The 24,723-nt window shown below is 64.9% G+C and carries 24 protein-coding genes; 14 read left to right on the top strand and 10 right to left on the bottom strand.

Annotated elements, in window-relative coordinates; translation table 11 throughout:
- Positions 1 to 46: 46 nt before the first annotated feature.
- The gene (locus ABCR88_RS22150) at positions 47 to 556 is read right to left on the bottom strand and encodes a DUF1993 domain-containing protein (protein ID WP_011062285.1); all 510 of its coding nucleotides are present in this window, start codon (positions 554 to 556) and stop codon (positions 47 to 49) included.
- Between the two features lie 72 nt (positions 557 to 628).
- A complete protein-coding gene (locus ABCR88_RS22155) occupies positions 629 to 1,651 on the bottom strand; it encodes an AraC family transcriptional regulator (protein ID WP_011062286.1) in 1,023 nt (340 codons plus the stop codon).
- Between the two features lie 177 nt (positions 1,652 to 1,828).
- On the opposite strand from ABCR88_RS22155, the gene ABCR88_RS22160 reads away from it, so the two are divergent.
- Together ABCR88_RS22160 and ABCR88_RS22165 are read left to right on the top strand one after the other, a co-directional pair.
- Positions 1,829 to 4,348 carry an alpha/beta hydrolase fold domain-containing protein gene (locus ABCR88_RS22160; RefSeq protein WP_350403560.1) on the top strand — a complete coding sequence of 840 codons (2,520 nt, stop codon included), beginning with the start codon at positions 1,829 to 1,831 and terminating at the stop codon, positions 4,346 to 4,348.
- A gap of 220 nt (positions 4,349 to 4,568) precedes the next feature.
- Positions 4,569 to 5,219: a DUF480 domain-containing protein gene (locus ABCR88_RS22165; RefSeq protein ID WP_019092845.1), complete on the top strand. Its 651-nt coding sequence runs from the start codon at positions 4,569 to 4,571 to the stop codon at positions 5,217 to 5,219.
- A gap of 110 nt (positions 5,220 to 5,329) precedes the next feature.
- On the opposite strand, the gene ABCR88_RS22170 is transcribed toward ABCR88_RS22165, so the two are convergent.
- Entirely contained in the window at positions 5,330 to 6,148 is an 819-nt protein-coding gene (locus tag ABCR88_RS22170) for a shikimate 5-dehydrogenase (protein WP_325985017.1), read from the bottom strand.
- A gap of 249 nt (positions 6,149 to 6,397) precedes the next feature.
- On the opposite strand from ABCR88_RS22170, the gene ABCR88_RS22175 reads away from it, so the two are divergent.
- From ABCR88_RS22175 to ABCR88_RS22185, 3 genes are all read left to right on the top strand, one after another.
- Positions 6,398 to 6,766, top strand: coding sequence for a hypothetical protein (locus ABCR88_RS22175; RefSeq protein ID WP_015636359.1), 369 nt, complete (start codon positions 6,398 to 6,400; stop codon positions 6,764 to 6,766).
- 248 nt (positions 6,767 to 7,014) lie between these two features.
- Positions 7,015 to 7,209: a hypothetical protein gene (locus ABCR88_RS22180; RefSeq protein WP_011062291.1), complete on the top strand. Its 195-nt coding sequence runs from the start codon at positions 7,015 to 7,017 to the stop codon at positions 7,207 to 7,209.
- A gap of 107 nt (positions 7,210 to 7,316) precedes the next feature.
- Complete coding sequence (locus ABCR88_RS22185) at positions 7,317 to 7,499, top strand: hypothetical protein (protein WP_011062292.1); 183 nt, start codon at positions 7,317 to 7,319, stop codon at positions 7,497 to 7,499.
- On the opposite strand, the gene ABCR88_RS22190 is transcribed toward ABCR88_RS22185, so the two are convergent.
- Positions 7,496 to 8,557: an AI-2E family transporter gene (locus ABCR88_RS22190; RefSeq protein WP_011062293.1), complete on the bottom strand. Its 1,062-nt coding sequence runs from the start codon at positions 8,555 to 8,557 to the stop codon at positions 7,496 to 7,498. The genes ABCR88_RS22185 and ABCR88_RS22190 overlap by 4 nt on opposite strands.
- Positions 8,558 to 8,716: 159 nt before the next feature.
- On the opposite strand from ABCR88_RS22190, the gene yegQ reads away from it, so the two are divergent.
- Positions 8,717 to 10,042, top strand: coding sequence for a tRNA 5-hydroxyuridine modification protein YegQ (gene yegQ / locus ABCR88_RS22195; RefSeq protein WP_350403561.1), 1,326 nt, complete (start codon positions 8,717 to 8,719; stop codon positions 10,040 to 10,042).
- A gap of 144 nt (positions 10,043 to 10,186) precedes the next feature.
- Here yegQ and ABCR88_RS22200 read toward each other — a convergent pair whose 3' ends face one another.
- Both ABCR88_RS22200 and ABCR88_RS22205 read right to left on the bottom strand, forming a co-directional pair.
- On the bottom strand, positions 10,187 to 11,866 hold the full coding sequence (locus ABCR88_RS22200) for a methyl-accepting chemotaxis protein (protein WP_011062295.1): 1,680 nt from the start codon (positions 11,864 to 11,866) through the stop codon (positions 10,187 to 10,189).
- Between the two features lie 189 nt (positions 11,867 to 12,055).
- On the bottom strand, positions 12,056 to 13,372 hold the full coding sequence (locus ABCR88_RS22205; protein ID WP_171820762.1) for a Na+/H+ antiporter NhaC family protein: 1,317 nt from the start codon (positions 13,370 to 13,372) through the stop codon (positions 12,056 to 12,058).
- A gap of 347 nt (positions 13,373 to 13,719) precedes the next feature.
- On the opposite strand from ABCR88_RS22205, the gene ABCR88_RS22210 reads away from it, so the two are divergent.
- Positions 13,720 to 15,867, top strand: coding sequence for a methyl-accepting chemotaxis protein (locus tag ABCR88_RS22210; protein ID WP_041119163.1), 2,148 nt, complete (start codon positions 13,720 to 13,722; stop codon positions 15,865 to 15,867).
- 134 nt (positions 15,868 to 16,001) lie between these two features.
- On the opposite strand, the gene ABCR88_RS22215 is transcribed toward ABCR88_RS22210, so the two are convergent.
- From ABCR88_RS22215 to ABCR88_RS22230, 4 genes are read right to left on the bottom strand one after another with little or no spacing between them, the layout of a single operon-like run.
- On the bottom strand, positions 16,002 to 17,315 hold the full coding sequence (locus ABCR88_RS22215; RefSeq protein WP_232643492.1) for a sensor histidine kinase: 1,314 nt from the start codon (positions 17,313 to 17,315) through the stop codon (positions 16,002 to 16,004).
- Entirely contained in the window at positions 17,312 to 17,980 is a 669-nt protein-coding gene (locus ABCR88_RS22220; protein ID WP_041119167.1) for a response regulator transcription factor, read from the bottom strand. Before ABCR88_RS22220 ends, ABCR88_RS22215 begins: the two co-directional genes overlap by 4 nt.
- Positions 17,980 to 18,297 carry a PepSY domain-containing protein gene (locus ABCR88_RS22225; RefSeq protein WP_011062300.1) on the bottom strand — a complete coding sequence of 106 codons (318 nt, stop codon included), beginning with the start codon at positions 18,295 to 18,297 and terminating at the stop codon, positions 17,980 to 17,982. Before ABCR88_RS22225 ends, ABCR88_RS22220 begins: the two co-directional genes overlap by 1 nt.
- Complete coding sequence (locus tag ABCR88_RS22230; protein WP_011062301.1) at positions 18,297 to 18,605, bottom strand: PepSY domain-containing protein; 309 nt, start codon at positions 18,603 to 18,605, stop codon at positions 18,297 to 18,299. Before ABCR88_RS22230 ends, ABCR88_RS22225 begins: the two co-directional genes overlap by 1 nt.
- A 161-nt stretch (positions 18,606 to 18,766) precedes the next feature.
- On the opposite strand from ABCR88_RS22230, the gene ABCR88_RS22235 reads away from it, so the two are divergent.
- The 7 genes from ABCR88_RS22235 (at position 18,767) to ABCR88_RS22265 (ending at position 24,707) form a co-directional block, all read left to right on the top strand.
- The gene (locus tag ABCR88_RS22235) at positions 18,767 to 19,846 is read left to right on the top strand and encodes a patatin-like phospholipase family protein (protein WP_041119169.1); all 1,080 of its coding nucleotides are present in this window, start codon (positions 18,767 to 18,769) and stop codon (positions 19,844 to 19,846) included.
- A gap of 130 nt (positions 19,847 to 19,976) precedes the next feature.
- Positions 19,977 to 20,333, top strand: coding sequence for a 6-carboxytetrahydropterin synthase QueD (gene queD / locus ABCR88_RS22240; RefSeq protein WP_011062303.1), 357 nt, complete (start codon positions 19,977 to 19,979; stop codon positions 20,331 to 20,333).
- Positions 20,334 to 20,416: 83 nt separating this feature from the next.
- Positions 20,417 to 20,869, top strand: coding sequence for a GNAT family N-acetyltransferase (locus ABCR88_RS22245; RefSeq protein WP_170866348.1), 453 nt, complete (start codon positions 20,417 to 20,419; stop codon positions 20,867 to 20,869).
- Positions 20,870 to 20,886: 17 nt separating this feature from the next.
- Positions 20,887 to 21,393 (top strand): nucleoside 2-deoxyribosyltransferase, encoded by a 507-nt coding sequence (locus ABCR88_RS22250; protein WP_041119173.1) that lies wholly within the window; start codon positions 20,887 to 20,889, stop codon positions 21,391 to 21,393.
- A gap of 140 nt (positions 21,394 to 21,533) precedes the next feature.
- The gene (locus ABCR88_RS22255) at positions 21,534 to 22,394 is read left to right on the top strand and encodes a MurR/RpiR family transcriptional regulator (RefSeq protein WP_123430449.1); all 861 of its coding nucleotides are present in this window, start codon (positions 21,534 to 21,536) and stop codon (positions 22,392 to 22,394) included.
- Positions 22,395 to 22,426: 32 nt separating this feature from the next.
- Positions 22,427 to 22,984, top strand: a complete 558-nt coding sequence (gene ddpX, locus ABCR88_RS22260; protein ID WP_015636370.1) for a D-alanyl-D-alanine dipeptidase — start codon at positions 22,427 to 22,429, stop codon at positions 22,982 to 22,984.
- A gap of 148 nt (positions 22,985 to 23,132) precedes the next feature.
- The gene (locus tag ABCR88_RS22265; protein WP_019095855.1) at positions 23,133 to 24,707 is read left to right on the top strand and encodes an ABC transporter substrate-binding protein; all 1,575 of its coding nucleotides are present in this window, start codon (positions 23,133 to 23,135) and stop codon (positions 24,705 to 24,707) included.
- The last annotated feature ends 16 nt before the right edge of the window (positions 24,708 to 24,723 follow it).

A 24,723-nucleotide genomic window follows, 5' to 3' on the forward strand; every position in this document is an offset into this window, starting at 1 on the left:
TGGCCGGGCTTTTTTGTGCGCTACGAGAACCTCGTAGCCAAACGCCTTAGAACGCGCCCATGTAGTCGCGCTTGCCCACTTCCACACCGTTATGACGCAGGATCGCGTAGGTGGTGGTGACGTGGAAGAAGAACTGCGGCAGGCCGTAGGTCAGCAGGTAGGACTGGCCGCTGAAGCGCTTCTCTTTCGGGGTGCCCGGACGGGTCACGATCTCGATGCCTTCCTTGCCATCGATCTGCGCCGGCTGGATGCCGTCGATAAAGGCCAGGACCTTGGCGATCAGCGCCTGCAGGTCGGCGAAGGTGGTTTCAGTGTCGTCGTACTTGGGCAGCTCGACTTCGGCCAGGCGCGCCGATACGCCCTTGGCGAAGTCCACGGCGATCTGCACCTGGCGCACCAGCGGGAACATGTCCGGGTACAGGCGCGCCTGCAGCAGGGCGTTGGGCTCGATGTTCTTCGCCGTGGCGTGGGCTTCGGCCTTGTGCAGCACGTCGCTCAAGGCATTGAGCATTTGCTTGAAGACAGGAACGGAAGCGGCGTACAGGGAAATAGTCATGACAGTCTCGACAGGGAATGGCGGGAATACAGCGAGCAGCGATTATAGCCACAGCACGCCAGCACGGGGCCTTTATCCGCAGCGCTCCTGGCGATACACGCTGGGGGCCACGCCGAACCAGCGCTTGAAGCTCTGGGAAAAACTCGACAGGTCACTGAAGCCAAGCCTTTCGGCAACCTGGGACAGGCTCAGCCGCGGATTGCCCAGCAACTCCAGGGCCCGGGCGCCTCGATGCCCGGCCAGTACCTGCCGATAGCAGGTGCCCTCCTCCTGCAAGCGTCGCTTCAAGGTCCGCACGCTGGTGCACAGCAGCCGGGCCATGGCCGGCAAGTCCGGTACGCTTGCCGCCGGCAGGGCATCCAGGTGCTGGCGGACCAGCGCGGCCACCCCCTGATGGGCCTGTCGCCGCTCCAGCAACTGCGCGCACATCTGCTCGCACATGGCCACCGTCAGCGGGTTGGCCTGGGGCAAGGGCCGTTGCAGGAAACGCCGGTCGAAGGCCAGGGTATTGGCGTCGGCCCGATAGTCGGCGGGCACCCCGAGAATCTGCGCCGGCTCGTCCCCTTCCAGCTCAGGGCTGACACTGCGACCGAAACGCAGCAGGCGAAAATCCGCACCGACTATTTCCTGCATCAGCGTCGCGGCGGCCGCCATGTCCCGCTGTAACAGGAACTGCGCCAACAAGGGGTCCGCCACCCGAGGCTCGGCAAAGGTCAGCACCCCGAGCCCCGGCTCCAGCCGGTAGCCGATCTCGGCAAAGGCATAGGTCAGCGGCAGGAAGCGCAAGGCCAGGGCCAGGGCATCCGCCGGGGTGGCGCTGCTGATCAGGCCGTAGCCGAACAGGCCATAGGTGGAAAAGTGATAACGCGCACCCACTGCATACCCCAGGCCCCGGGGCTGGCCGAGCAGCGCCAGCAGGTTACTGGCCAGGCGCAACTCCTGGGCTGCCGACAGCAGGCTGTTGGGGTTCTGCAACTGCTCCCGGGACAACCCGCAACCGGCCAGCAACCGTGCTGGCGCCAAGCCCTTTTCGCAGCCGAAACCGAGCAGCAGCAAGGCACTGGACGGTCCCCGGGTGAACGATTGAGTGCTCATGGGCGCGGCTCGTGAAGAAAGGTGTTGGCCCAAATACTAAAGCACTTGTCCCGTTACAGCATGGGGTCCACGGTTTATTCCCCGCATGCTTCACTGATCGGGGCTGCGCTGCAGAAACAAGGAAGTGGCCCCGGGAGCATCAACCCTGCGCCGCACAACAATAACAACGAGGTCGTCATGCCCGAATTCGCACCTGCTACACACCCCACCCCCGACTCGGCCACACCGCTGGAGGCCATCATCATCGGCAGCGGCTTTGGCGGCCTGGGCATGGCCATTGCCCTGCACAAGGCGGGCGTGCACCGCTTCCTCATTCTTGAAAAAGGCCAGGACGTGGGCGGCGTCTGGCGCGACAACAGCTACCCCGGCGCTGCCTGCGACGTGCCCTCGCACCTGTATTCGTTTTCCTTCGAACCCAACCCGCACTGGTCCCGGGTGTTCGCGCCCCAGGCAGAAATCCATGGTTACCTGCAACATTGTGCCGACGTCTATGAGCTCAAACCCCATATCCGCTTCGGCGCCGAGGTGCGCCATGCCGAATTCGATACCGCCAATGCCTGCTGGCATGTCACCTGCGCCGATGGCCAGCGCCATGCCGCCCGCCTGCTGATCAGCGCCACCGGCCAGTTGAGCCGCCCGGCCCTGCCCGACCTGCCGGGCATGGCCAGCTTCCGCGGCCGGATCTTCCACTCCGCCCACTGGGATCATGACTATCCCCTGGCGGGCAAGCGGGTGGCCGTGATCGGCACCGGAGCCTCGGCCATCCAGTTCGTCCCGGAGGTTGCCAGGCAGGTGGCCGAACTCAAGGTCTTCCAACGCTCACCGGCCTACATCATGCCCAAGGCCGACCGCCCCTACAGTGCCGAGGAAAAGCAGCGCTTGCTGCGTCAACCCTGGAAGATGAAGCTGGTGCGTGCGGCCCACTACCTGCACTTCGAATCCCGGGCGCTGGGCTTCACGCGCCTGCAGGGCCTGACCAAGTGGGTGGTCGGTGGCCCGTTCAAGAAGCTGCTGCACACCTCGGTCGCCAGCCCCGAACTGCGCCGCCAGATGACCCCGGACTACCCCATCGGCTGCAAGCGCATCCTGCTGTCCAACGACTACCTCAAGACCTTCGACCAGCCCCATGTACACCTGCTGACCCGAGGCATCCGGAAGATCACCGAGCACGGCATCGAAACCCTGGACGGCGAGGAACACGCCGTGGACGCGATCATCTATGGCACCGGTTTCGCCGCCACCGAGTTCCTCTCGCCCATGCGCATCACCGGACGCGACGGGCTCGACCTGAACCAGGCCTGGCAAGGTGGCGCGGCGGCCTACCTGGGCATCAGCGTGCCGGGGTTTCCCAACTTCTTCATGCTCTACGGGCCCAACACCAACCTGGGCCACAATTCCATCATCCATATGCTGGAAAGCCAGATTTCCCACGTCATGCAGGCCCGCCAGGCCCTGCTGGACAGCGGCGCCAGCCATGTGGAAGTGGACGAGCAGCGCCACCAGCGCTTTCAACTGGGCATCCAGCGCCGCCTGGCCACTTCGGTGTGGAGCGGCTGCAAGAGCTGGTATGTCGACGAACGGGGGCACAACAGCACCAACTGGCCAGGCTTTACCTGGTCCTACCGCTGGCTGGCGCGCTATGCCGGGCTGGCGGCCTATCGCCTGTCCAGCCCGCTGGACACCCAATCCCCAGCCTGCGAAGGGCAACGCATAGCCGCCCCCCGGGACTGGTTGGAGCGGGCCAACGCAGCCTTCCTGCGGGTTTTCCTGCGGGTCAGTTTCAGGGCCTTGATCGGCCCGCCCCGAGCCCTGGCCAGCCAGCGCAAGATCGTCGACCTGTTGTCATGGCTGATGCCCGGCTGCCTGGGCGTGAACCGCCGGAGCATGCAGCTGGACGGGCTCTCGTTGCAGATTGTCGAACCCGGAACCAGGGCGCCCAAGGGGGTGATTCTCTACCTGCACGGTGGCGCCTTCTGCCTGGGCAGCCCGCGCTCTCACTACAGCGTCACCAGCCGCCTGGCCAGGGACAGCGGCTGCGCGGTGTGGGTGCCGGACTACCGGCTGGCCCCGGAACACCCCTACCCCGCCGCGCTGGAGGATTGCCTGGCCTGCTATGACGCGATCCGCGCCCAGCTTTGCCCGGCGGACAAGCTGCTGATTGCCGGCGATTCCGCCGGCGGCGCCCTGGTGCTGGCCCTGGCCCTGGCCCTGAAGGAGCGTGGTAACGGGATTGCCGCCGGGCTGATGCTGCTGTCGCCGGTCACCGATCCGGACCTGGGCAGCGCCAGCATGCAATCGCGCCAGGAGGCCGACCCGATGATCCGCCGCGACTGGCTGGAGCAAGCCCTCAAGGCCTACGCAGCGCCCGTTCAAGCACTGAGCCACCGCCCCCTGGAAGCAGACCTGCGCGGCCTGCCACCGATGCTGATCCAGGTAGGCGACCAGGAACTGCTGCTGTCCGACTCCACGCGCCTGGCCGAGCGCGCCAGGCAGTCCGGGGTGGCTTGCCAGTTGGAAATCCACCAGGGCCGCTGGCACGTGTTCCAGTTGCAGGCGTTCTACCTGCGCTCGGCGAGAAACGCCCTGCTGGGCCTCGCCCGGTTTGCCCGCCAGTGCCTGGAGACCGCGGGCCAAACCCCGCAGGCAGCCGACTCACCCCGTACGACACAGCCTGCAACAGATCCGCAACCCAGCTGAACCGGCCGCCCTCGCCCAAAACATGGTGGCGGGGGCGCCCCGGTCAACCGGTGCCGGCGCGGGCCGCGCCAAGTTCTGATGGCAAGATCCGGGTTCTGGAGGTAAAACAGAGCCCCTCGAAAGTGGCCGACCCGGCCACGCAGAAACCTCGGACGCTGTTCCAGCGCCCGGTGGCGTTTTTTTCACGATCCATCCATCAGTGACCAAGGGACCAGCACTTATGAGCAGCGAGCACGACACACCCGGTGAAGCACTGCGCTTGAGCAGTACCGATATCCGCATCCTGGGTTCGTTGATCGAAAAGCAGGCCACCAGCCCGGAAACCTATCCCCTGACCCTCAACGCCCTGGTGATTGCCTGCAATCAGAAAACCAGCCGCGAACCGGTGATGAACCTGACCCAGGGCCAGGTCGGGCAAAGCCTGCGTGCCCTCGAAGCCCAGGGCTTCACCCGCCTGGTGATGGGCAGCCGCGCCGACCGCTGGGAACAGCGCCTGGACAAGGCCCTGGAACTGGTGCCGGCGCAACTGATCCTGTGCGGCCTGATGTTCCTGCGTGGCCCGCAGACGGTCAACGAACTGCTGACCCGTAGCGGGCGCATGCATGATTTCGAAGACAGCGAACAGGTCCTGCACCAGCTCGAACGCCTGATTGCCCGGGGCCTGGCCCTGCACATTCCGCGGCAGGCCGGCCAGCGCGAAGACCGTTATACCCACGCCCTGGGTGACCCGGCGGACATCGAGGCAATCCTCGCCGCCCGCAGCAACCCGGTTGAGCGCAGCGCCGGCGGCGCGGTTTCAGTGGAACGCATCGAAGAACTGGAAGCGCGGATCGCTGCCCTGGAAGAGCGCCTGGCCCAACTCGAAGGCTGAGCCCCGGAGCCGCTGCCGCAGGCTGCGATCGACCTCGAAGGGGGCTTCAGGGCCCTGCTGGCCCTGCGGGCCTTGTCGCGGCCTGCGGCAGCGGCGACAGGGTTTCGGGCTCAGGGGCGGGCGAAGGCCACGGCCTTCTGGAACTGCTCTTCGCTCGGGCGCACCCCGGTATAAAGCACGAACTGCTCCAGCGCCTGGATGGCAATCACTTCCAGCCCGGTGATGGTCTGCTTGCCCTCGGCCCGGGCCCGCAGGATCAACGGCGTCTCCGGCGGCACCGCCACTACATCGAACACCGTCTGCGCCGCCTTTATCGCCTCGGCGTCGAACGCCAGCTGCTGCGCCTCTGGCCCGCCGCTCATGCCGATCGGGGTGACGTTGATCAGCATCTGCGGCCGCAGGCTGCCCAACTCGGCCTGCCACTCATAACCCAGGGAGCTGGCCAGGGCGCGCCCGGCCACTTCGTTGCGGGCCACGATCACCCCGTTGGCATAACCACCATCACGCAAGGCACTGGCCACGGCCTTGGCCATGCCGCCGCTGCCGCGCAGGGCAAAGCTCGACTCTCGAGGCACCCCGTGGCCCGCCAGCAATTGCGCCACGGCGATGTAGTCGGTGTTGTAGGCCTTGAGATGGCCGTTGGTGTTGACGATGGTATTGATCGAGGCAATGGCCCGGGCCGAGGCATCCAGCTCATCCACCAGGGCGATGCAGTCTTCCTTGAACGGCATGGACACCCCGCAACCGCGGATGCCCAGCGCCCGGATCCCGGCGACGGCGCCGGGCAGGTCCTGGCTGCTGAAGGCCTTGTAGTAGAAATTGAGACCCAACTGCTCATACAGGTGGTTGTGAAAACGCAGGCCGAAATTCCCCGGGCGCCCGGACAAGGACATGCACAACTGAGTGTCTTTGTTGGGGTTCATTTGCATATCAGTTTCCTCGCTCGGCACTTTCAGATGGACGGGATTGGTCTGGCGCGCCGCTTGGCCTGATCATATCGGCGCGTGTTCACCGGCCTTCGCCACCGCCCAGGGATGACGGTAAAGAGACCGGTACAGACCTTACACAATATTTACTCAGCGGCTGTGCAGATTTCGCAGGAACCGCTGTCTTAGAAGTATCCCCGCGTCAGTTCTTGAGTCTGGTGCAGACCATAAACGCTGGGGTTGAACCGAGGAATGACCATGATCTCCAAAATCCCCAAGATAGCCTTGCTCATTGGTGCACTCGCTGTCGCAGGCCAGGCTTCAGCCCACGGTGGTGGTGGCTGGGTCGGGCCCGCCGCCTTGGGTGCTGTTGTCGGCGCTGCCGTAGTGGGTTCGGTGATCGCCAACCAGGATCGCCCGGTCTATGTGCAGCAAGCGCCGGTGTATGTCCAACCGCAGCCGGTCTATGCCGCACCGCCACCACCGGTCTACTACCAGCCGGCACCGGTCTATGTGCAGCAACCGGTCTACTACCGCCCGGCACCGGTGTACTACGGGCCACCTCGCGGTTACTACGGCCACCCGCATTACTATTACGGCCCGGGTCCCGGCCGCTGGTAAGCACTGGCAGAATCAAACAACAGGCCCCGCCCCCAAAGCGGGGCTTGTTGCATTTTGCCACTATCCGAATGTCTGAATAATTCTCAAGCATGTCGTGACTGGAACAGTATTTGCGTTTAAATCCGGCAATAGTGTACTGATCCCACGGCTGCGGTGAGCGACATGCGACTGTCATGTTTGTGTCATTCAAGGACGACAAGATCGACACAGTCCGCTCGCCACAGGCCCATAACAACAAGGACGAATCCATGCCCACGCAAAACCCGCACCGCGTCGCCGGCCTCTGCACCTCCAGCCGGGTGTACGACGCCCTGACCGAACTCAAGCACCTGGAAGGCCACCGCAGCGCCAAGTTCCTCTCGCTGCTGGCCCAGAACCTGGTGCGCAAGGGCCTGCTCAACGAGCAGGAAGTGCTGCACATGCTCGACCAGGTGGTGGACTGAACTGCCGGCTGCGGTAGCACCGGCATCAATGTCCACTATCAGATTGGGTGATTTTTCGTAGCACTTCGGGCTTTGTAAGGTAACCCCCTCAGATCGAGGAGGTTGTCATGCCCAAGATTCAGATCATGTCCGTCATTGGCAGCGCGGTCCCCGCATCGCTCAGGGAACTGGGGTTGCTGGCTTGCTGGTACCTGGTGCGCGACGGCGAGATGGTCAGCGGCCCGCTGACCTCCCTGCCCGCCGCCCAGACCCTGTCCCGGCAACTGGCGCTGCGCATCGTCCAGCCCTAGGGCAACTGCACCCGGGGCCGGGTCTCGACGAACAGGGCCCAGCTGGACATGAACAGCGCGGCAATCAGGGGCCCGATGACAAAGCCGTTGAGGCCGAAGATCGCCAGCCCTCCCAGGGTCGAGATCAGGATCAGGTAGTCCGGCATCTTGGTGTCCTTGCCCACCAGGATCGGCCGCAGCAGGTTGTCCACCAGGCCGATCACGAACACCCCGAACAGCCCCAGCACCACCCCTTGCCAGATCGCTCCGCTGATCAGGAAGTAGGCCGCCACCGGCCCCCAGACAATCCCCGCCCCCACGGCCGGCAACAGTGACAGGAACGCCATCAGCACCGCCCAGAGCAAGGCGCTGGGAATGTCGAGGAACCAGAAGATCAAGCCCCCCAGGGCGCCCTGGGTCACCGCCACCAGCACATTGCCCTTGACCGTGGCCCGCACCACTCGGTTGAACTTCAATTGCAGGCGGCGCTTCTGGTATTCCGCCAGGGGCACGGCGGTGCGGATCTTGCGCACCAGCTCCGGGCCGTCGCGCAGAAAGAAGAACAGCAGGTAGAGCATGATGAAGAAGCTCACCACGAACTCGAAGGTGCCCTGGCCGAAGCTGAAAGCCTGGGTCGCCAGGTACTGGCTGCCCTGCATCGCGCTCTTGACCACCTTCTCCTGCAGCCCCTTGAGTTCGCCCAGGCCGAAGCGGTCCAGCAGGTGCTGGAAGTACGGCGGCAGGCTGTGCTTGAACTGAGCCAGGTAGGCGGCGATATCCAGCTGGCCGCTTTCGATTTTCTTGTACAGCTCGGCCCCCTCCTGCACCAGCAGCACGCTGGTGATGATCACCGGCAGAATCGCGATCACCAGGCAGATCAACAGGGTGCACAGGGACGTCAAGTTGCGCTGCCAGCCGAAGCGGGCCTGCAGCCGACGCTGCAAGGGGGCGAAGACAATGCCCAGGATCACTGCCCAGAACAGCGCACCGTAGAACGGCAGCAGAATCCAGATAAAGGCCAGGGTCACCAGTGCCAGCAACAGCAGCAGGCTTTTGTTTTGCAGGTTGGTTTGGTTCATCTACAGGTCCAGGTCTGTCACGCGGAAAATCAGCGTCCTGAGGCTTAGTCCCCGGCCGCGGCGCCGAGTGCCGTTTTTTCTGCTGTCGGCATAGATCCAGATCAATGAATACCCTAGCGCACTGGCTTACCCTCGCGACCTTTTGCGACCGACAGCCCCATGACGCTCCTCGCCAAACCCGAACTCCTGGCCCCCGCCGGCACCCTGAAGAACATGCGCTACGCCTTCGCCTATGGCGCCGACGCGGTGTACGCCGGCCAGCCGCGCTACAGCCTGCGGGTACGCAACAACGAATTCGACCATGCCAACCTGGCCCTCGGCATCCGCGAGGCCCAGGCCCAGGGCAAGCGCTTCTACGTGGTGGTCAACATCGCCCCACACAATGCCAAGCTCAAGACCTTCCTCAAGGACCTGGCGCCGGTGATCGAGATGGCCCCGGATGCGCTGATCATGTCCGACCCGGGGCTGATCATGCTGGTACGCCGGCACTTCCCGCAGATGCCGATCCACCTCTCGGTGCAGGCCAACACGGTGAACTGGGCCAGCGTCGAGTTCTGGCTGCAGCAGGGCCTGACCCGGATCATCCTGTCCCGGGAACTGTCCCTGGAGGAGATCGAGGAAATCCGCCAGCAGGTGCCGGGCATGGAGCTGGAAGTCTTCGTCCACGGGGCGCTGTGCATGGCCTACTCCGGGCGTTGCCTGCTGTCGGGCTACATGAACAAGCGCGATGCCAACCAGGGCACTTGCACCAATGCCTGCCGCTGGAAATACAGCGCCCAGACGGCCACCGAGAATGCCGTGGGCGACATCGTGCAGAGCTACCAGCCGGAGCCGACCCTGGGCCTGGGCGCCCCCACCGACCAGGTGTTCCTGCTGCAGGAAGCCAATCGCCCGGGCGAGCTGATGCCGGCCTTCGAAGACGAGCACGGCACCTACATCATGAACGCCAAGGACCTGCGGGCGGTGCAGCACGTGGAGCGCCTGACTCGCATGGGCGTGCACTCGCTGAAGATCGAGGGGCGCACCAAGTCGCACTTCTATTGCGCACGCACCACCCAGGTCTATCGCCGGGCCATCGACGATGCCGTCGCTGGCCGCGAGTTCGACCGCCAGTTGATGAGCGATCTGGAGTCCCTGGCCCAGCGCGGCTACACCGAGGGTTTCCTGCGCCGGCATGTGCATGACGAGTATCAGAACTACCAGAACGGCAGCTCGGTGTCGGAGCGCCAGCAGTTCGTCGGTGAACTGACCGGCGAACGCCGCGACCGCCTGGCCGAAGTGAAGGTGAAAAACCGTTTCGCCCTGGGCGATCACATGGAACTGATGACCCCTCGGGGCAACTTCCACTTCGACCTGCACCAGTTGCAGAACGCCAAGGGCGAAGCCATCGAAGTGGCGCCAGGTGACGGCCATACGGTGTACCTGCCGATCCCTGATCAGGTGGACCTGCGCTTTGGCCTGCTGATGCGCGATATCAGCGCCTGAGCCGTGCAGTTAACACCCTGATGTAGCTGCTGACGGGGGCGGTGGGACCTTCTGATGGGCTGCCAAAAGACCGCCACGCAAGGCCCTTCGGGCCTTTTCGCAGCCTCGCAGGCTTGGCAGCGGCTACACCAGCCCCGGCGCCCCTCAGATACGGAATTGTCCCACCAGCCGCCCCAGGCGCTGGCCCAGGTCCGCCAGGCTGCGGGAAGTCTGGGCGCCGCGCTGGGTTTCATCGGCCACACTGTCCACCGCCACGGCAATCTGGTGCACGCTGCGATTGATCTCCTCAGCCACCGCAGTCTGTTCTTCCGCCGCACTGGCAATCTGCGCGTTCATCGAATTGATGGTGCCGATCAACTGGGCCATGGTGTCCAGCGACGCCCCGGCTTCGTTGGCCTTCACCGAGGTGCCGTCGCCGGCATCGCTGGAACGGCGCATGGCGTCCACCGCCACCCGGGTGCCCTGCTGCAGGCGGTCGATCATGCCCTGGATTTCCTGAGTGCTCTGCTGGGTGCGGCTGGCCAGGGCCCGTACTTCGTCGGCCACCACCGCAAAACCGCGCCCGGCCTCCCCGGCCCGAGCGGCTTCGATGGCGGCGTTCAGGGCCAGCAGGTTGGTCTGCTCGGCGATCGAGCGGATCACGTCCAGCACGCTGACAATCGACGTCACGTCCTGCTGCAGGCTGTCCAGGGAAGTGCCGCTGTTGCGGATATCGCTGACCAGCGCATGGATCTGCTGGATGCTGCCATCCACCACGCGCTTGGCCGCCTGGCCCTCTTCATCGGTCTGCTGGGCGGCAACGGCTGCGCCCTGGGCACTGCGGGCCACCTCATGGGCCGCGGAAGACATTTCGTTGATCGCCGTGGCCACCTGATCGGTCTCGTGGCGCTGGCGCTCCATGGCCTGTTCCGAACGCTGGGCCTGATCCGAGACCTGGGTCACCAGCTCGGTGAGCTGGCCGGTCATCTCGGTGATCTGCCGCACCAGGCCATGGATCTTGTCGACAAAGCGGTTGAACGAGCCGGCCAACTGCCCCAGTTCGTCCTGGCTGGTAATGGCCAGGCGCCGGGTCAGGTCGCCCTCGCCGGCGGCGATATCGTCGAGGTTGGCTTTCATCAGGTTCAGCGGGCGCAGCATGGTGTTGGCCACCAGCATGCCCAGGGCGGCGATCACCACCAGCACCACCGCGGCGATCCCGAGGATGCTCAGGACCATGCCTTCCATGCGCTGGTTGACGCTGCTCTGCACTGCGGCGACCTGGGCGTCGATGCCATCGAGGTTGACCGAGGTGCCCAGCACCATGTCCCACTTGGGCAGGTACTCGGTGTAGCCCAGCTTGGGCACCAGCACGTCGCTGCCCGGCTGGGTCGAGCTGTATTGCACGTAGTGGCTGCCGTCCTTGCCGACCCGCACCAGCTCGCGGTTGACGTACACACCATTGGGGTCGCGGTTGTCCTTGAAGCTCTTGCCCACGCCGTCCGGGCTGTTGCCCTTGAACAGGCGCACAGTCTCGGAGTCGTAGCCGAAGAAGTAGCCGTCCTTGCCATAGCTGATGTTGGACAGCAGCTTGACCACTTCGGCCCGGGCGGCCTGATCGCCCTGTGCCGCCGCATCGTAGAGCGGCTTGACGGTAGTCAGCGCGACTTCCACATAACTCTGCAGGGTGGCCTTGGCTTCAGTCAGCAGCCGGTTGCGGGTTTCCTCGACTTCCTTCTGCGCCTGCTGGCGCAGCATGAGCACGGTGCTCAGGCTGATCACCAGGGCGAACAGTAGTACCGGGAGTACTGCCAGGGACAGGACTTTGGCCTTCAGGCTCAAGCGCATAGGGGGCTCCCTCTTGGTTTTTTATTGGCGTGATATGCCGTTAACGGCACGCCCAAAAAAAAGTTGAGCCTGAACCCTTAGGAGCCGGCTGCCGGCGAAGGGGCCCTCGAGCCTTGCACCGACCTTGACGATGCCTTCGCTGGCAAGCCAGCTCCTACGACACCCCAGGCTTCTACGAGAGCGAGATCATCAGAGGACCATGGCCGCCACCCAGCCGAAGGCCAGCAACGGCAGGTTGTAGTGCAGGAAGGTCGGGACCACGGTGTCCCAGATATGGTGGTGCTGGCCATCGATGTTCAGGCCCGAGGTCGGCCCCAGGGTCGAGTCCGAGGCCGGCGAGCCCGCATCCCCCAGCGCCCCGGCGGTGCCCACGATGCAGACGATGGCCAGCGGGCTGAAGCCCAGTTGCACACACAAAGGCACGAAGATCGCCGCGAGGATCGGCACCGTGGAGAACGACGAGCCGATGCCCATGGTCACCAGCAGGCCCACCAGCAGCATCAGCAAGGCGCCCACGCCCTTGCTGTGGCCGATCCAGGCCGCCGAGGCCTGGACCAGGGAATTGACCTCGCCGGTGGCCTTCATCACTTCGGCGAACCCCGAGGCGGCGATCATGATGAAGCCGATCATGGCCATCATCTTCATGCCTTCGGTGAACAGCTCGTCGGTCTCGCGCCAGCGCACGATGCCCGACACCGAGAAAATCAGAAAACCGCACAAGGCACCGATAATCATCGAGTCCAGCAGCAGCTGGATCACGAACGCCGCAACTATGGCCGCCGCGGCCACCAGCAGGGTCCGCGGGTTGTAATGCACCGCCACCTGCTCGACCTTCTCGATGCGGTCCAGGTCATAGACGCGCTTCTTGCGGTAGCTGAAGAACGCCAGCAGCAAGCCGCAAAGCATGCCCAGGGCGGGAATGCCCATGGCGTGGGTGACGTTGACCTGGCTGATATCGACGCCGCTGCGGGCCACGTTGGCCAGGAGGATTTCGTTGAGGAAGATGTTGCCGAAACCCACCGGCAGGAACATGTAGGGGGTGATCAGGCCGAAGGTGATCACACAGGCGATCAGCCGGCGATCCAACTGCAGCTTGGTCAGCACATAAAGCAGCGGCGGCACCAGCAGCGGAATGAAGGCAATGTGGATCGGCAGGATGTTCTGCGAGGCAATCGCCACCACCCACAGCAGGCCGATCAGCAGCCACTTGACCTGGCCGCCGCCGTTGGCGTCCTGCCGGTCCACCAGCAGCAGGATCTTGTCCGCCAACGCGTGGGCCAGCCCGGATTTGGCAATCGCCACGGCGAAAGCACCGAGCAAGGCGTAGGACATGGCCACGGTGGCACCGCCCCCCAGGCCGCTATTGAAGGCCTTGAGCGTGGCCTCGATGCCCAGGCCGCCGGCCAGGCCGCCCACCAGGGCGCCAATGATCAGGGCGATCACTACATGCACGCGGGACAGGCTGAGCACCAGCATTACGCCAACCGCGGCAATTACTGCGTTAATCATCGTTACCTCATTACTGCGCCGCTAAAAATGGCGCAAAAGCCTGTGACCGACCGGAAGGCAGCGGGCTGCCGACATCGAAATGAAAGAGGTTCTTATTAGGGGGGCGCACTTTGCAGCAGCCGACCCGGCTTGTCAAAACCCCGCACCCCGCCGCCCGCAGGAGCGAGCTTGCTGGTAAAGCCCCCAAGACCAACCCCGTACCCGTGGCAAGGGAGCTTGCTCGCACCGGGCTGCACAGCAGCCCCAGCGCCTCGCGGTTTATTTCGAACAAGCGTTTAAAGAACACCGTTGGCCGGCCGCTACAGTGCAAAGTCTCAGATATTTATCGAATAAAGGACGTCTCCATGTCGCTCAGACAACTTTCCATCCAATGGAAAATCACCTTGCTGGCCGGACTCTGCCTGTTGGGCATCGTGTCGCTGTTGGTGGGGCTTTCGCTGTATCGCATGGAGCACAGCTCCGAGCTGGTGAAGGCCTCGAGCATGGAGATGCTCAACGAAACCGCCCAGGCGCGGATCGAGGCCCAGGGTGAAGTCCAGGCACTGGGCATTCGCCAGCAATTCATGGACGCCTATCAATACGGCCACGGCTTCTCGCGCCAGGTGCTGTTCCTGCGGGAACAGGCCGAGAAACGCTTCCTCGACGCCTTCGACCTGCGCGAGGACCTGACCCGCCAGGTCAAGTCGGCGCTGCAGGCCAACCCCGACCTGCTGGGCCTGTCCCTGGTGTTCGAAGCCAACGCCCTGGACGGCAAGGACGAGTTGTTCGGCGGCCAGAGCGAACTGGGCAGCAACGAAAAGGGCCGCTTCGCCCTGTACTGGTCACAACCCACCCCGGGCAAGCTGACTTCCATGTCACTGCCCGAAAGCGACATGAGCGACACCCGCACCGGCCCCAGCGGCCAGCCGGCCAACGCCTGGTTCACCTGCCCGCGCAGCACCCTCAAGCCCTGCGTGATCGAACCCTACTTCTATGACATCGACGGCCAGAAGGTGCTGATGACCAGCATCGTCTTCCCGCTGATGGTGGACGGCAAAGTCATCGCTTCGCTGTCGGTGGACATCAACCTCAACAGCCTCCAGGCCATCAGCCAGAGCGCCAGCAAGCGCCTCTATGCCGGACAGACCAACGTCAGCATCCTGAGCCCGGTGGGCCTGCTGGCCGGCTACAGCCCGGACGCCAGCAAGCTCAGCCAGCGCCTGGACAGCGTTGACACCACCAACGGCGCCGAGCTGATCCGCCTGCTGGCCAACAGCACCCAGACCCAGAGCCTGCACAGCAACCGTGAACTCAAGGTGCTGGCGCCCTTCACCCCGATCCCCGGTGGCAAGGCCTGGGGCGTACTGCTGGATGTGCCGGAAAAAGTCCTGGTAGGCCCGGCCGAAGCCCTGAAAAGCGAGCTGGATGCGCGCAACAACAGCGGCACCCTGATCGAGCTCGGCCTGGGCCTGCTGGCCGCGGTGGTGGGCCTGCTGCTGGTGTGGCTGATGGCCCGCAGCGTGACCCGGCCGATCCTCGGCGTGGCCCACATGCTCGAAGACATCGCCAGCGGCGAAGGCGACCTGACCCGACGCCTGGCCTACGACAAGCAGGACGAACTGGGCCAACTGGCCGGCTGGTTCAACCGCTTCCTGGACAAGCTGCAGCCGATCATCGCCGAGGTAAAACGCTCGGTGCAGGACGCTCGCGGCACCGCCGACCAGTCTTCGGCCATCGCCACCCAGACCAGCGCCGGCATGGAGCAGCAGTATCGCCAGGTGGATCAGGTGGCCACCGCTTCCCATGAAATGAGCGCCACCGCCCAGGACGTGGCCCGCAGCGCGGCCCAGGCCGCCCAGGCCGCGCGGGATGCCGACCAGGCCACCCGCCAGGGCCTGAACGTGATCGACCACACCACCCGCAGCATCGACTTGCTGGCCGCCGACATGAGCACCGCCATGACCCAGGTCGAAGGCCTGGCCGCCAACAGCGAGCAGATCGGTTCGGTGCTGGAAGTGATCCGCGCCATCGCCGAGCAGACCAACCTGCTGGCCTTGAACGCGGCCATCGAAGCCGCTCGCGCCGGGGAAGCCGGCCGCGGCTTCGCGGTGGTGGCCGATGAGGTGCGCAACCTGGCCCAGCGCACCCAGGAGTCGGTGGAAGAAACCCGCCAGGTGATCGAGCAACTGCAGAACGGCACGCGGGAGGTGGTGGGTTCGATGAACAACAGCCATCGCCAGGCCCAGGGCAGCGTCGAACAAGTGGGCCAGGCGGTCACCGCCCTGCGCCAGATCGGCGATGCGGTAACCGTGATCAGCGACATGAACCTGCAGATTGCCAGCGCCGCCGAACAGCAGAGCGCGGTGGCCGAAGAGATCAACAGCAACGTGGCGACCATTCGCGATGTCACCGAATCGCTGTCGGAGCAGGCCAATGAATCGGCGCGGGTCAGCCAGTCGCTCAACAGCCTGGCCAACCAGCAACAGAGCCTGATGGACCAGTTCCGCGTCTGATCTGTAGCCGCTGCCGCAGGCTGCGAACGGTCGGGGCGGCATTGCGTCGCAGGGACGCAACGCTTCAGAGAGCGCCAGGGTTCGAACGCTTGATCGACAGCCGCCACGGGCGCCGAACCTGGCGCCCGGCAAGTTCAGCGCCTGGGCAGCTCGATCTCTACCCGCAAACCGCCCCACTCGCTCTCCCCCAGGTTCAGGGTTCCACCGCAGGCATCGACAATGTCGCGCACGATGCCCAGGCCCAGCCCATGGCCGTGGGTCTGTTCATCCAGGCGCGTGCCCCGGCCGAATACCTCATCGCGCCGCGCTTCGGGAATGCCCGGGCCGTCGTCGTCCACCGCCAGGCAGAAGCCCTGCGGCCGCTCTTGCACGCTCAGGCGCACCTGGGCATCCGCCCATTTGCAAGCGTTGTCCAGCAGGTTGCCCAAGAGCTCCAGCAGGTCTTCCCGGTCCCAGGGCAGGCGCAGCCCCGGTGGCGCCTGGTAGCTCAGTTCCAGGTGCTGGCCATGGATCATGTTCAAGGTCGCCAGGAGCCCCGGCAGTTCGGCATCGCACTCGAACAGCACCCCGGGCAGCGCATCCCCCGCCAGCCGCGCGCGGTTGAGTTCGCGATTGAGGCGCTGCTGCACCTGCTCCAACTGTTCCTGGAGCATCCTGCGCACCTCGGGGTGGCCGTCGAGCCTGGGGCTCGACGCCAGGCTCAGGAGCACTGCCAGCGGGGTCTTCAAGGCATGGCCCAGGTTGCCCAGGGCATTGCGAGAGCGATTGAGGCTGTCTTCGGTATGGGCCAGCAGGTGGTTGATCTGCGCCACCAAAGGCTCCAGTTCCACCGGCACCTGGGCATCCAGTTGCGAACGCTGACCCTGTTGCAACTGGGCGATCTGCTCGCGGGCGGTTTCCAGCGGGCGCAAGGCGCGGCGCACGGTCAGGCGTTGCAGCAGCAGGATCAGCAGCAGCCCGGCCAGCCCCAGCCCGAGGCCGACCTGGCGCATGCGCTGGAAGCTTTCACGCACCGGGGTGTAGTCCTGGGCCACGCTGATGGCGATCGACTGCCCGAGACGCTTGTAGTCGCTGCGCAGCACCAGCAGTTGCTGGCCCTCCGGCCCCAGTTGCAGGTTGCCCTGCAGGCCGGCGCGCTCCAGTTGCGGCAGTTCCTGGTCCCACAGCGAGCGCGAGCGCCAGTGCACATCGGCAAAATCGATACGGAAATAGTGCCCGGAAAACGGCCGCTGGTAGGCCGGCGACAGACGTCGTTCATCCAGCTGCAGCCCCTGAGGGCCGCGCACCAGGGCCAGCAGCAGGCTCTCGCTGTCGTTGCGCAGGCCGGCTTCCAGGTAGCGTTGCAGGCCCACCTCGAACAGCCAGAGGCTGGTCTGCGCCAGCACCAGCCCGACCACCACCATCACCGTGATCAGGCCCAGGCTCAGGCGGCGCTGGATCGATCTCACGAAGTGGTTCCGCCGAACAGATAACCCTGGCCGCGGCGGGTTTCGATCACACTGCGGCCCAGCTTGCGCCGCAGGTGGTTGACGTGAACTTCGAGGACGTTGGAGTCGCGCTCGGTTTCACCGTCGTAGAGGTGTTCGGCCAGGTGGCTTTTGGACAGGATCTGCTGCGGGTGCAGCATGAAATAGCGCAACAGGCGGAACTCGGCGGCGGTCAGCAAGACATCCTGGCCGTCGCGGACCACACATTGCCGGCCCTCGTCCAGGTGCAGCCCGGCGGCCTGCAGGGTCTGCTGGTTGGCCTGGCCATGGGAGCGGCGCAGCAGGGCCTGGACCCGCAGGTGCAGCTCTTCGGGATGGAACGGTTTGCTCAGGTAATCGTCGGCGCCGGCCTTGAGCCCCTCGATGCGCTCGGCCCAGGAGCCGCGGGCGGTGAGGACCAGCACCGGCGTTGCCAGGCCATCGGCGCGCCACTTTCGCAGCACCTCCAGGCCCGGCACCCCGGGCAGGCCGAGGTCGAGGATGATCAGGTCATAGGGTTCGCTGGCGCCCTGGTACAGCGCGTCGCGGCCGTCGGCCAGCCAGTCCACGGCGTAGCCCTGGCGGTTCAGGCCTTCAAGCAGTTCATCGGCCAGGGATACGTGGTCTTCCACCACAAGCAGGCGCATCAGTCGTCTTCCTCATCTTTCAACAAGCGCCCGGTGGCGGCTTCCAGGTCCAGCTCGCGAACCACCCCGTCCACGGTCAACAGCTCGACTTCATAGATGTACACATCGTGCTTTTCTTCCAGCTCGGCCTCCAGCAGCTTGGCCCCGGGGTAACGGTCCATGGCCTGCTTGAGCAGTTGCTCCAGGGGCAGGATCACCCCTTGCTGGCGCAGGCGCAGGGCCTCGTCCTGGTCCAGGTCGCGGGCCATGGCCAGGGAGCAGAACAGCAGCAGCGCCAGGGCTGCACGGCTGCCAGCGGTGCGCAGAGTGCGGTTCATTAGGTGTCCTGATGATCCTTGAGTACCTGGCCGCTCACGGCGTCCAGTTCCAGGTCCCATTCCAACCCCTGCGGGTCGCGCAGTTCAACCTGGTAGATGTACTTGCCGTACTCTTCTTCCAGCTCGGTTTCACTGATGCTCGCCCCAGGATGCCGGGACAGGGCCGTGGCATTGAGTTTTTCAAAGGACACAATGGTACCAGCGTCGCGCAGTCTCAGGGCTTCGTCCGGCCCCAGGTCGCGGGCGTGGGCCAGGCTGGCGGTCAGGGCGACAAGGCTGGCGCCGAACAGCGCGGCAAGGGTCTTCATGGCAGTTCTCCAAAGTCGGTGGCCAAAGGCCGATGCCGCAGACCATACCCAAGGCAACTTAATTGAAACTGAATGGCCAGCATGGGCCTGACACAGGTTTCACTCGGCCCGCAGCCCCAGGTGTCTCTATACTCGGCAGCTGATTCAAGAGTGAGCCCGGTATGACCGCCATCCATATCAAGTTTCCCGCCCTGACCCTCAAGGCCGGCCCCCGCGCCCTGGCCCGCATCCGCCAGCAAGGCCTGCACCCCCGTGAAGTCGGCACCTTGCCCGGCGCCGCTGGCGGCCCCAAGGCCCTGGGCATCCAGGGCCTGGACCTGGCGCTGTTCGGTGAATGGCTGCCATCAGCGCCCCGGGAACGCTCGCTGATCGGCGCCTCGGTGGGTTCCTGGCGCTTCGCCAGCGCCTGCCTGCCGGACGCCGCCGAAGGCATCCGCCGCCTCGGCCAGTTGTACAACGCCCAGAGCTTTGCCAAGGGCGTGACCATGGCGCAGATCAGCCAGAGCTCCCGGCGCATGCTCGAGGACCTGCTGGAGGGCCGCGATGCCTCGATCCTCGACAACCCTCACTACCGGCTGAACATCATGGTGGTCAAAAGCCACGGCCTGCTCGCCGACGACCATCGCGGGCGCCTCGGCCTGGGGCTGTCCTCGGTGATCGCCGACAATCTGCGGGGCCGCGCGCGCCTGGCCCGGCACTTCGAGCGCCTGGTGCTGCACGACCCGCGCCAGGCCCCGCCCTTGCACGCCCTGGAAGACTTCCCTTCGCGCTTCGTGCCCCTGGACCGCGGCAACCTGCGCCAGGCGCTGCTGGCCTCGGGCTCGATCCCCATGGTCATGCAGGGCGTGCGCGAACTGCCCGGCGCCGGGGCCGGCACCTTCCGCGACGGCGGCCTGCTGGACTACCACCTGGACCTGCCCTACAGCGGCAGCGACATCGTGCTCTACCCACACTTCACCGATCGGGTGATCCCCGGCTGGTTCGACAAGACCCTGCCCTGGCGCCGGGCCAGCCCGGAGCGCCTGCGGGACGTCTTGCTGCTGGCGCCGTCGAAGGAATACCTGGCGCGCCTGCCCTACGGCAAGTTGCCGGACCGCAACGACTTCAAGCGCTTTATGGGCGACGATGCCAGCCGGCAGAAATACTGGCGCAGCGCCATGGACGAAAGCCGGCGCCTGGGGGACGAGTTCCTCGAACTGGCCGCACAGAACCGCCTCGGCGAGCGCCTGCAGAGCCTCTAGAGAAGGCCCGCCGCTGCGCACTGACCCTTTAGTCAGGGTTTTTCCGCAAGCGCCGGGGCAAGCTGATAAACTCGCCGCCTGCCTCAACTCGCCCCCGGGCGATAGCCATCTGACAGAGCTGACCGACACTGTGGAAATCTTCAAAGAATTTACCTTCGAATCCGCCCACCGCCTGCCTTTCGTGCCCGAGGGCCACAAGTGCGGCCGCCTCCATGGCCACTCGTTCAAGGTGGCGATCCACCTCAGTGGCGAGGTCGACGCACACACCGGCTGGATCCGCGACTTCTCGGAAATCAAGGCGATCTTCAAGCCGCTGTACGAGCGCCTGGACCACAACTACCTGAACGACATTCCCGGCCTGGAAAACCCCACCAGCGAAGTCCTGGCCAAATGGATCTGGAATGAGCTCAAGCCCCTGCTGCCGGAGCTGAGTGCGATCCGCATCCACGAAACCTGCACCAGCGGCTGCATCTACCGCGGCGAATAAGCCCGCCGAAGAAACCACCCCACGGGGTGGTTTTTTTATGCCTATGATTGCCCCACCCCGCCGTTACCCGAGCACTCGCGCCCATGCCGCCGACCATTCGCCCCGCTGCCCTGCCCGACCTCGCCGCCATCGAAGGCATCGCCAAGCGCGCCTATGCGCCCTATATCGCGCGGATCGGCCGGGAACCGGCGCCCATGCTCGAAGACTATTCGTGCCTGGTGCTGGCCCGGCAGGTCTGGGTCCTGGAGGAGCAGCAGGCAATCGCCGGTTTCGTTGTCCTGCTGGACGCCCATCAAGCCCTGCTGCTGGACAACCTGGCGGTCCACCCCGAGGCCCAGGGCCGGGGCCATGGCCGGCAACTGCTGGCCTTTGCCGAACAACAGGCCGCGGCCGCCGGTCACAGTTGCGTGCGCCTGTACACCAACGCAGCCATGAGCGAGAACATCGCCCTGTACAGCCGCCACGGCTACGTGGAAACCCACCGCGCCGTGGAGCACGGCCTGCACCGGGTGTACATGAGCAAGCCACTGGACTGAACCCAGGAGCCCTCTCCATGCCCCCCCGTATCTACCTCGCCGGCTTCGATGTGTTTCGCGCCGACGCCCCGGCCCATGGCGAATACCTCAAGCAACTGTGTAGCGCCCAGGGCCTGCACGGCCTGTTTCCCCTGGATAACCAGGCGCCACCTCGCCTCACGCCAGAAGCCACCGCGCAGTGGATCTACCGGCAGAACCTGCAGATGATCCGCGACTGCGATGCATTGCTGGCCAACCTGAATGACTTTCGCGGCCTGGAGCCGGATTCCGGCACCGCCTTCGAAGTGGGCGCAGCGGTCGCCCTGGGCAAACCGGTGTGGGCCTACTTCGAAGGCCCCGCCACCCTGCGCCGGCAGGTGCCCCACGACGCCGCCGGGCGCGACGCCCAGGGCTTTGCGGTGGAGGACTTCAACCTGCCGCGCAACCTGATGCTGGCCTGCAGCTGGAGCGGCCGCAGCAGCAGCGTGGAAGCCGCCATCTCCGACCTCGGACACTGGCTGAGCGCTTCCCCTCCATCGGGCTGAGATAGCCGGCAACGTCACTTTCTGCCGAAAACGACCACCCCGGACAAAAGCCTTGTCTTGTCGCGAAAGCCGATGTTATGTTTCTAACACGAGATACAAAAATGAAACACAAATAACATTTCCAGCGAACGCCCGGCGAGATGGTCATGGACAAGAACAGTTTCCAAGTCACCCTGGAACAGCAGTTTGCAAGCCTGACGCCCACCGGCAAGCGCATCGCTACCTATCTGTTGGCCAACCTCCAGCAACTGCCCTTCGAGACCGCTGACAGCATCGCCCAGCAAGCCGGCACCACCGGCATTTCCGTGGGGCGCTTCCTGCGTTCGTTGGGCTACCGCAACCTGGATGACGTCAAGCAAGGCCTGCGCGGCGATGCCCCGGCCTCCTGGCTGATCACCGACCGGCTTGGCGCGTTTCGCAGCGAGGCCCATCAGGACGATGCCCTGGAGCGCTCGATGCATCGTGAGATCGAGGCCATCCAGCATGTCTATGGCCTGGCCCGCAGCCAGCACTTCGCCGCCATCGTGCAACAGATCGTCGAGGCCGACGCGGTGTTCATCATCGGCATCCAGTCGACCCGGGGCATCCTCAACGCCTTCCACAGCCACCTGGAATACATCCGGCCCAAGGTCTACTACGTGGACGGGCTTTCAGGCATCTACGCCGAGACCCTGAACTCCGGCTTTGCCAAGCCCTACGCGATCATCTCCGACTTTCGCGCCTACTCCAGCATCACCCAGACCTTCTGCGAAGTGGCCAATGCCAACGCCCTGCCCCTGGCCCTGGTCACCGACCTGCAGTGCCCCTGGGCCCGGGACTACCCGCTGGACCTGCTGCAACTGAAAACCGATGTCGGCCAGTTCTGGGATTCCCTCGCGCCCCTGACCTGCCTGTTCAACCTGATGGTGTCCGCCGTGGCCGAGGGCTATGGCGAGCGCCTGGACCAGCGCCTGGCCAAGAACCGACAGTTGCAGGAAGCCTTCGGCCAGTTCGAGTCCTGACCTTCAAGCGTTAACCCAGATGGAGTGAGTGAGTGAACAACAGCCCCCTTGTCGAAATCGACGCCCAGCGCCATCAGCTTCAGATCGACCTGATCTACGCCAGCGCCGACAACCTGGCCGGCCAGGTGATCTATCGCAACGCCCGCTGCCTGCTGCACAAGGACGCCGCCGCCTGCCTGTACAAGGCCAGCCAGCTGGCGCGCATGGCCGGCCTGGGCCTGCGCATCTACGACGCCTACCGCCCGGCCTACGCCCAGCACCTGCTGTGGCAGGCCCTGCCCAACCCGGACTACGTGCGCGACCCGCGCCTGGGCTCGCACCACACCCGGGGCGTGGCCGTGGACCTGACCCTGGTGGATGAAACCGGCGAGCCGCTGGACATGGGCACCGCCTTCGACGCCATGGAGCCCAAGTCGCACCAGTTCTACAGCGACCTGCCGCCCCAGGTGCAGCGCAACCGCCTGATGCTGCTGGGGATCATGCTCAGCGCCGGCTTCGAGGCGATCCCCACCGAGTGGTGGCACTACGAGCTGCCCAACGCCGAGGACTTTCCCCTGATCCAGGAGCACGACCAGCCCTTCGAACACTGATTTCCCGTTCCCCACCGGCCACAACAACAGGCAGCTAACTGCCCCAAGCCGGTCCTACTGCAACACTGCTTCAGCAACAACTGCCCGGTTATAGCTTTTATAAAAAACCTGACGAACTTCCCAACATCGAATGATCAAGGAAACCGGCATGACCCCTAACCGCAATCACCCTGATGTGCGTCTGTCCACCCGTGTCGCCCTGTCCCTGCTGTGCGCCGCCCTGAGCCTGGGCGCGTGGCAGGCAGCCAGCGCCGCCGCGCCCAAGGACACCCTGATGATCGGCAAGGCCGCCGACCCGCAGACCCTCGACCCCGCCGTGACCATCGACAACAACGACTGGGCCGTGACCTACCCGGCCTACCAGAAGCTGGTGACCTACAAGGTCGAGAACGGCAAGGGCAGCACCGAAGTCCAGGGCGACCTGGCCGAGAGCTGGAGCACCTCCGCCGACAACCTGACCTGGGATTTCAAGCTCAAGCCGGGCAACAAGTTCGACGACGGCAAGCCGGTGGACGCCGCCGCGGTGAAGTTCTCCTTCGACCGCCTGATGCAGCTCAAGCAAGGCCCGTCCGGCGCCTTCCCGGATGACATGAGCGTGGCCGTGGTCGACCCGCTGACCGTGCGCTTCACCCTGAAGAAACCCTACGCGCCCTTCCTCTACACCCTGGCCCACAACGGCGGCGGCATCATCAACCCGGACGTGGCCAACAAGGGCGAGGACGTCAACGCCTACCTCTCGACCCACACCGCCGGCTCCGGGGCCTTCCGCCTGAGCAACTGGCAGAAGGGCCAGGCGCTGACGCTGGAACCCAACAGCTATTACGCCGGCCCCAAGCCGAGCCTGAACAAGGTGGTGATCAAGATCATCAGCGAGGCCTCGGTGCGCCGCCTGCAACTGGAACGCGGCGACCTGGACATCATCGAGGACATGCCCGAAGACCAGCTCGGCACCCTGGCCGGCAAGCCAGGCATCGTGATCCAGACCTTCCCCTCGCTGCGGGTCAACTACCTGTACCTGAACAACAAGCGTGCGCCCCTGGACAACGTCGAAGCGCGCCAGGCACTGGTCCAGGCCATCGACTACAAGGGCATCGTCGACGGCATCCTCAAGGGCCAGGCCAAGCTGATGAACGGGCCGATCCCCGACGGCATGTGGGCCCACGACCCGAGCCTGCCGCTGATGCAGCAGAACCTCGACGGCGCCAAGGCCAGCCTGGCCAAGGTCCCGCAGAAAATCAGCAACCTGACCTACCTCTACTCGGACAAGGACGCCAACTGGGAGTCCATCGGCCTGACCCTGCAAGCGGGCCTGGCGCCCCTGGGCATCAACCTGAAGATGGAGAAGCTGGCCAACGCCACCATGCGTGAACGGGTGGGCAAGGGCGACTACGACGTGGCCATCGGCTCCTGGAGCCCGGACTTCGCCGACCCCTACATGTTCATGAACTTCTGGTTCGACTCCAGCCTGCAGGGCTTGCCGGGCAACCGCTCGTTCTACAGCAACCCCGAGGTGGACAGCCTGATCCGCGAGGCGGCGGCCACCAACGACACCGCCAAGCGCATCGAGCTGTACCAGAAGGCGCAGAAGATCGTCCTCAAGGACAACGTCTACGCCTACCTGTACCAGAAGAACTACAGCCTGCCGATGCGCGATTCGGTGAAGGGCTACGTGTTCCACCCGATGCTGGAACAGGTGTTCAACATCGCCGAAATCAGCAAGTAGGACCGGCCCTGCGTTC

The sequence above is a fragment of the Pseudomonas sp. W17 genome (assembly GCF_040268305.1).
In the GTDB taxonomy this organism is placed as follows: Bacteria; Pseudomonadota; Gammaproteobacteria; order Pseudomonadales; family Pseudomonadaceae; genus Aquipseudomonas; species Aquipseudomonas protegens.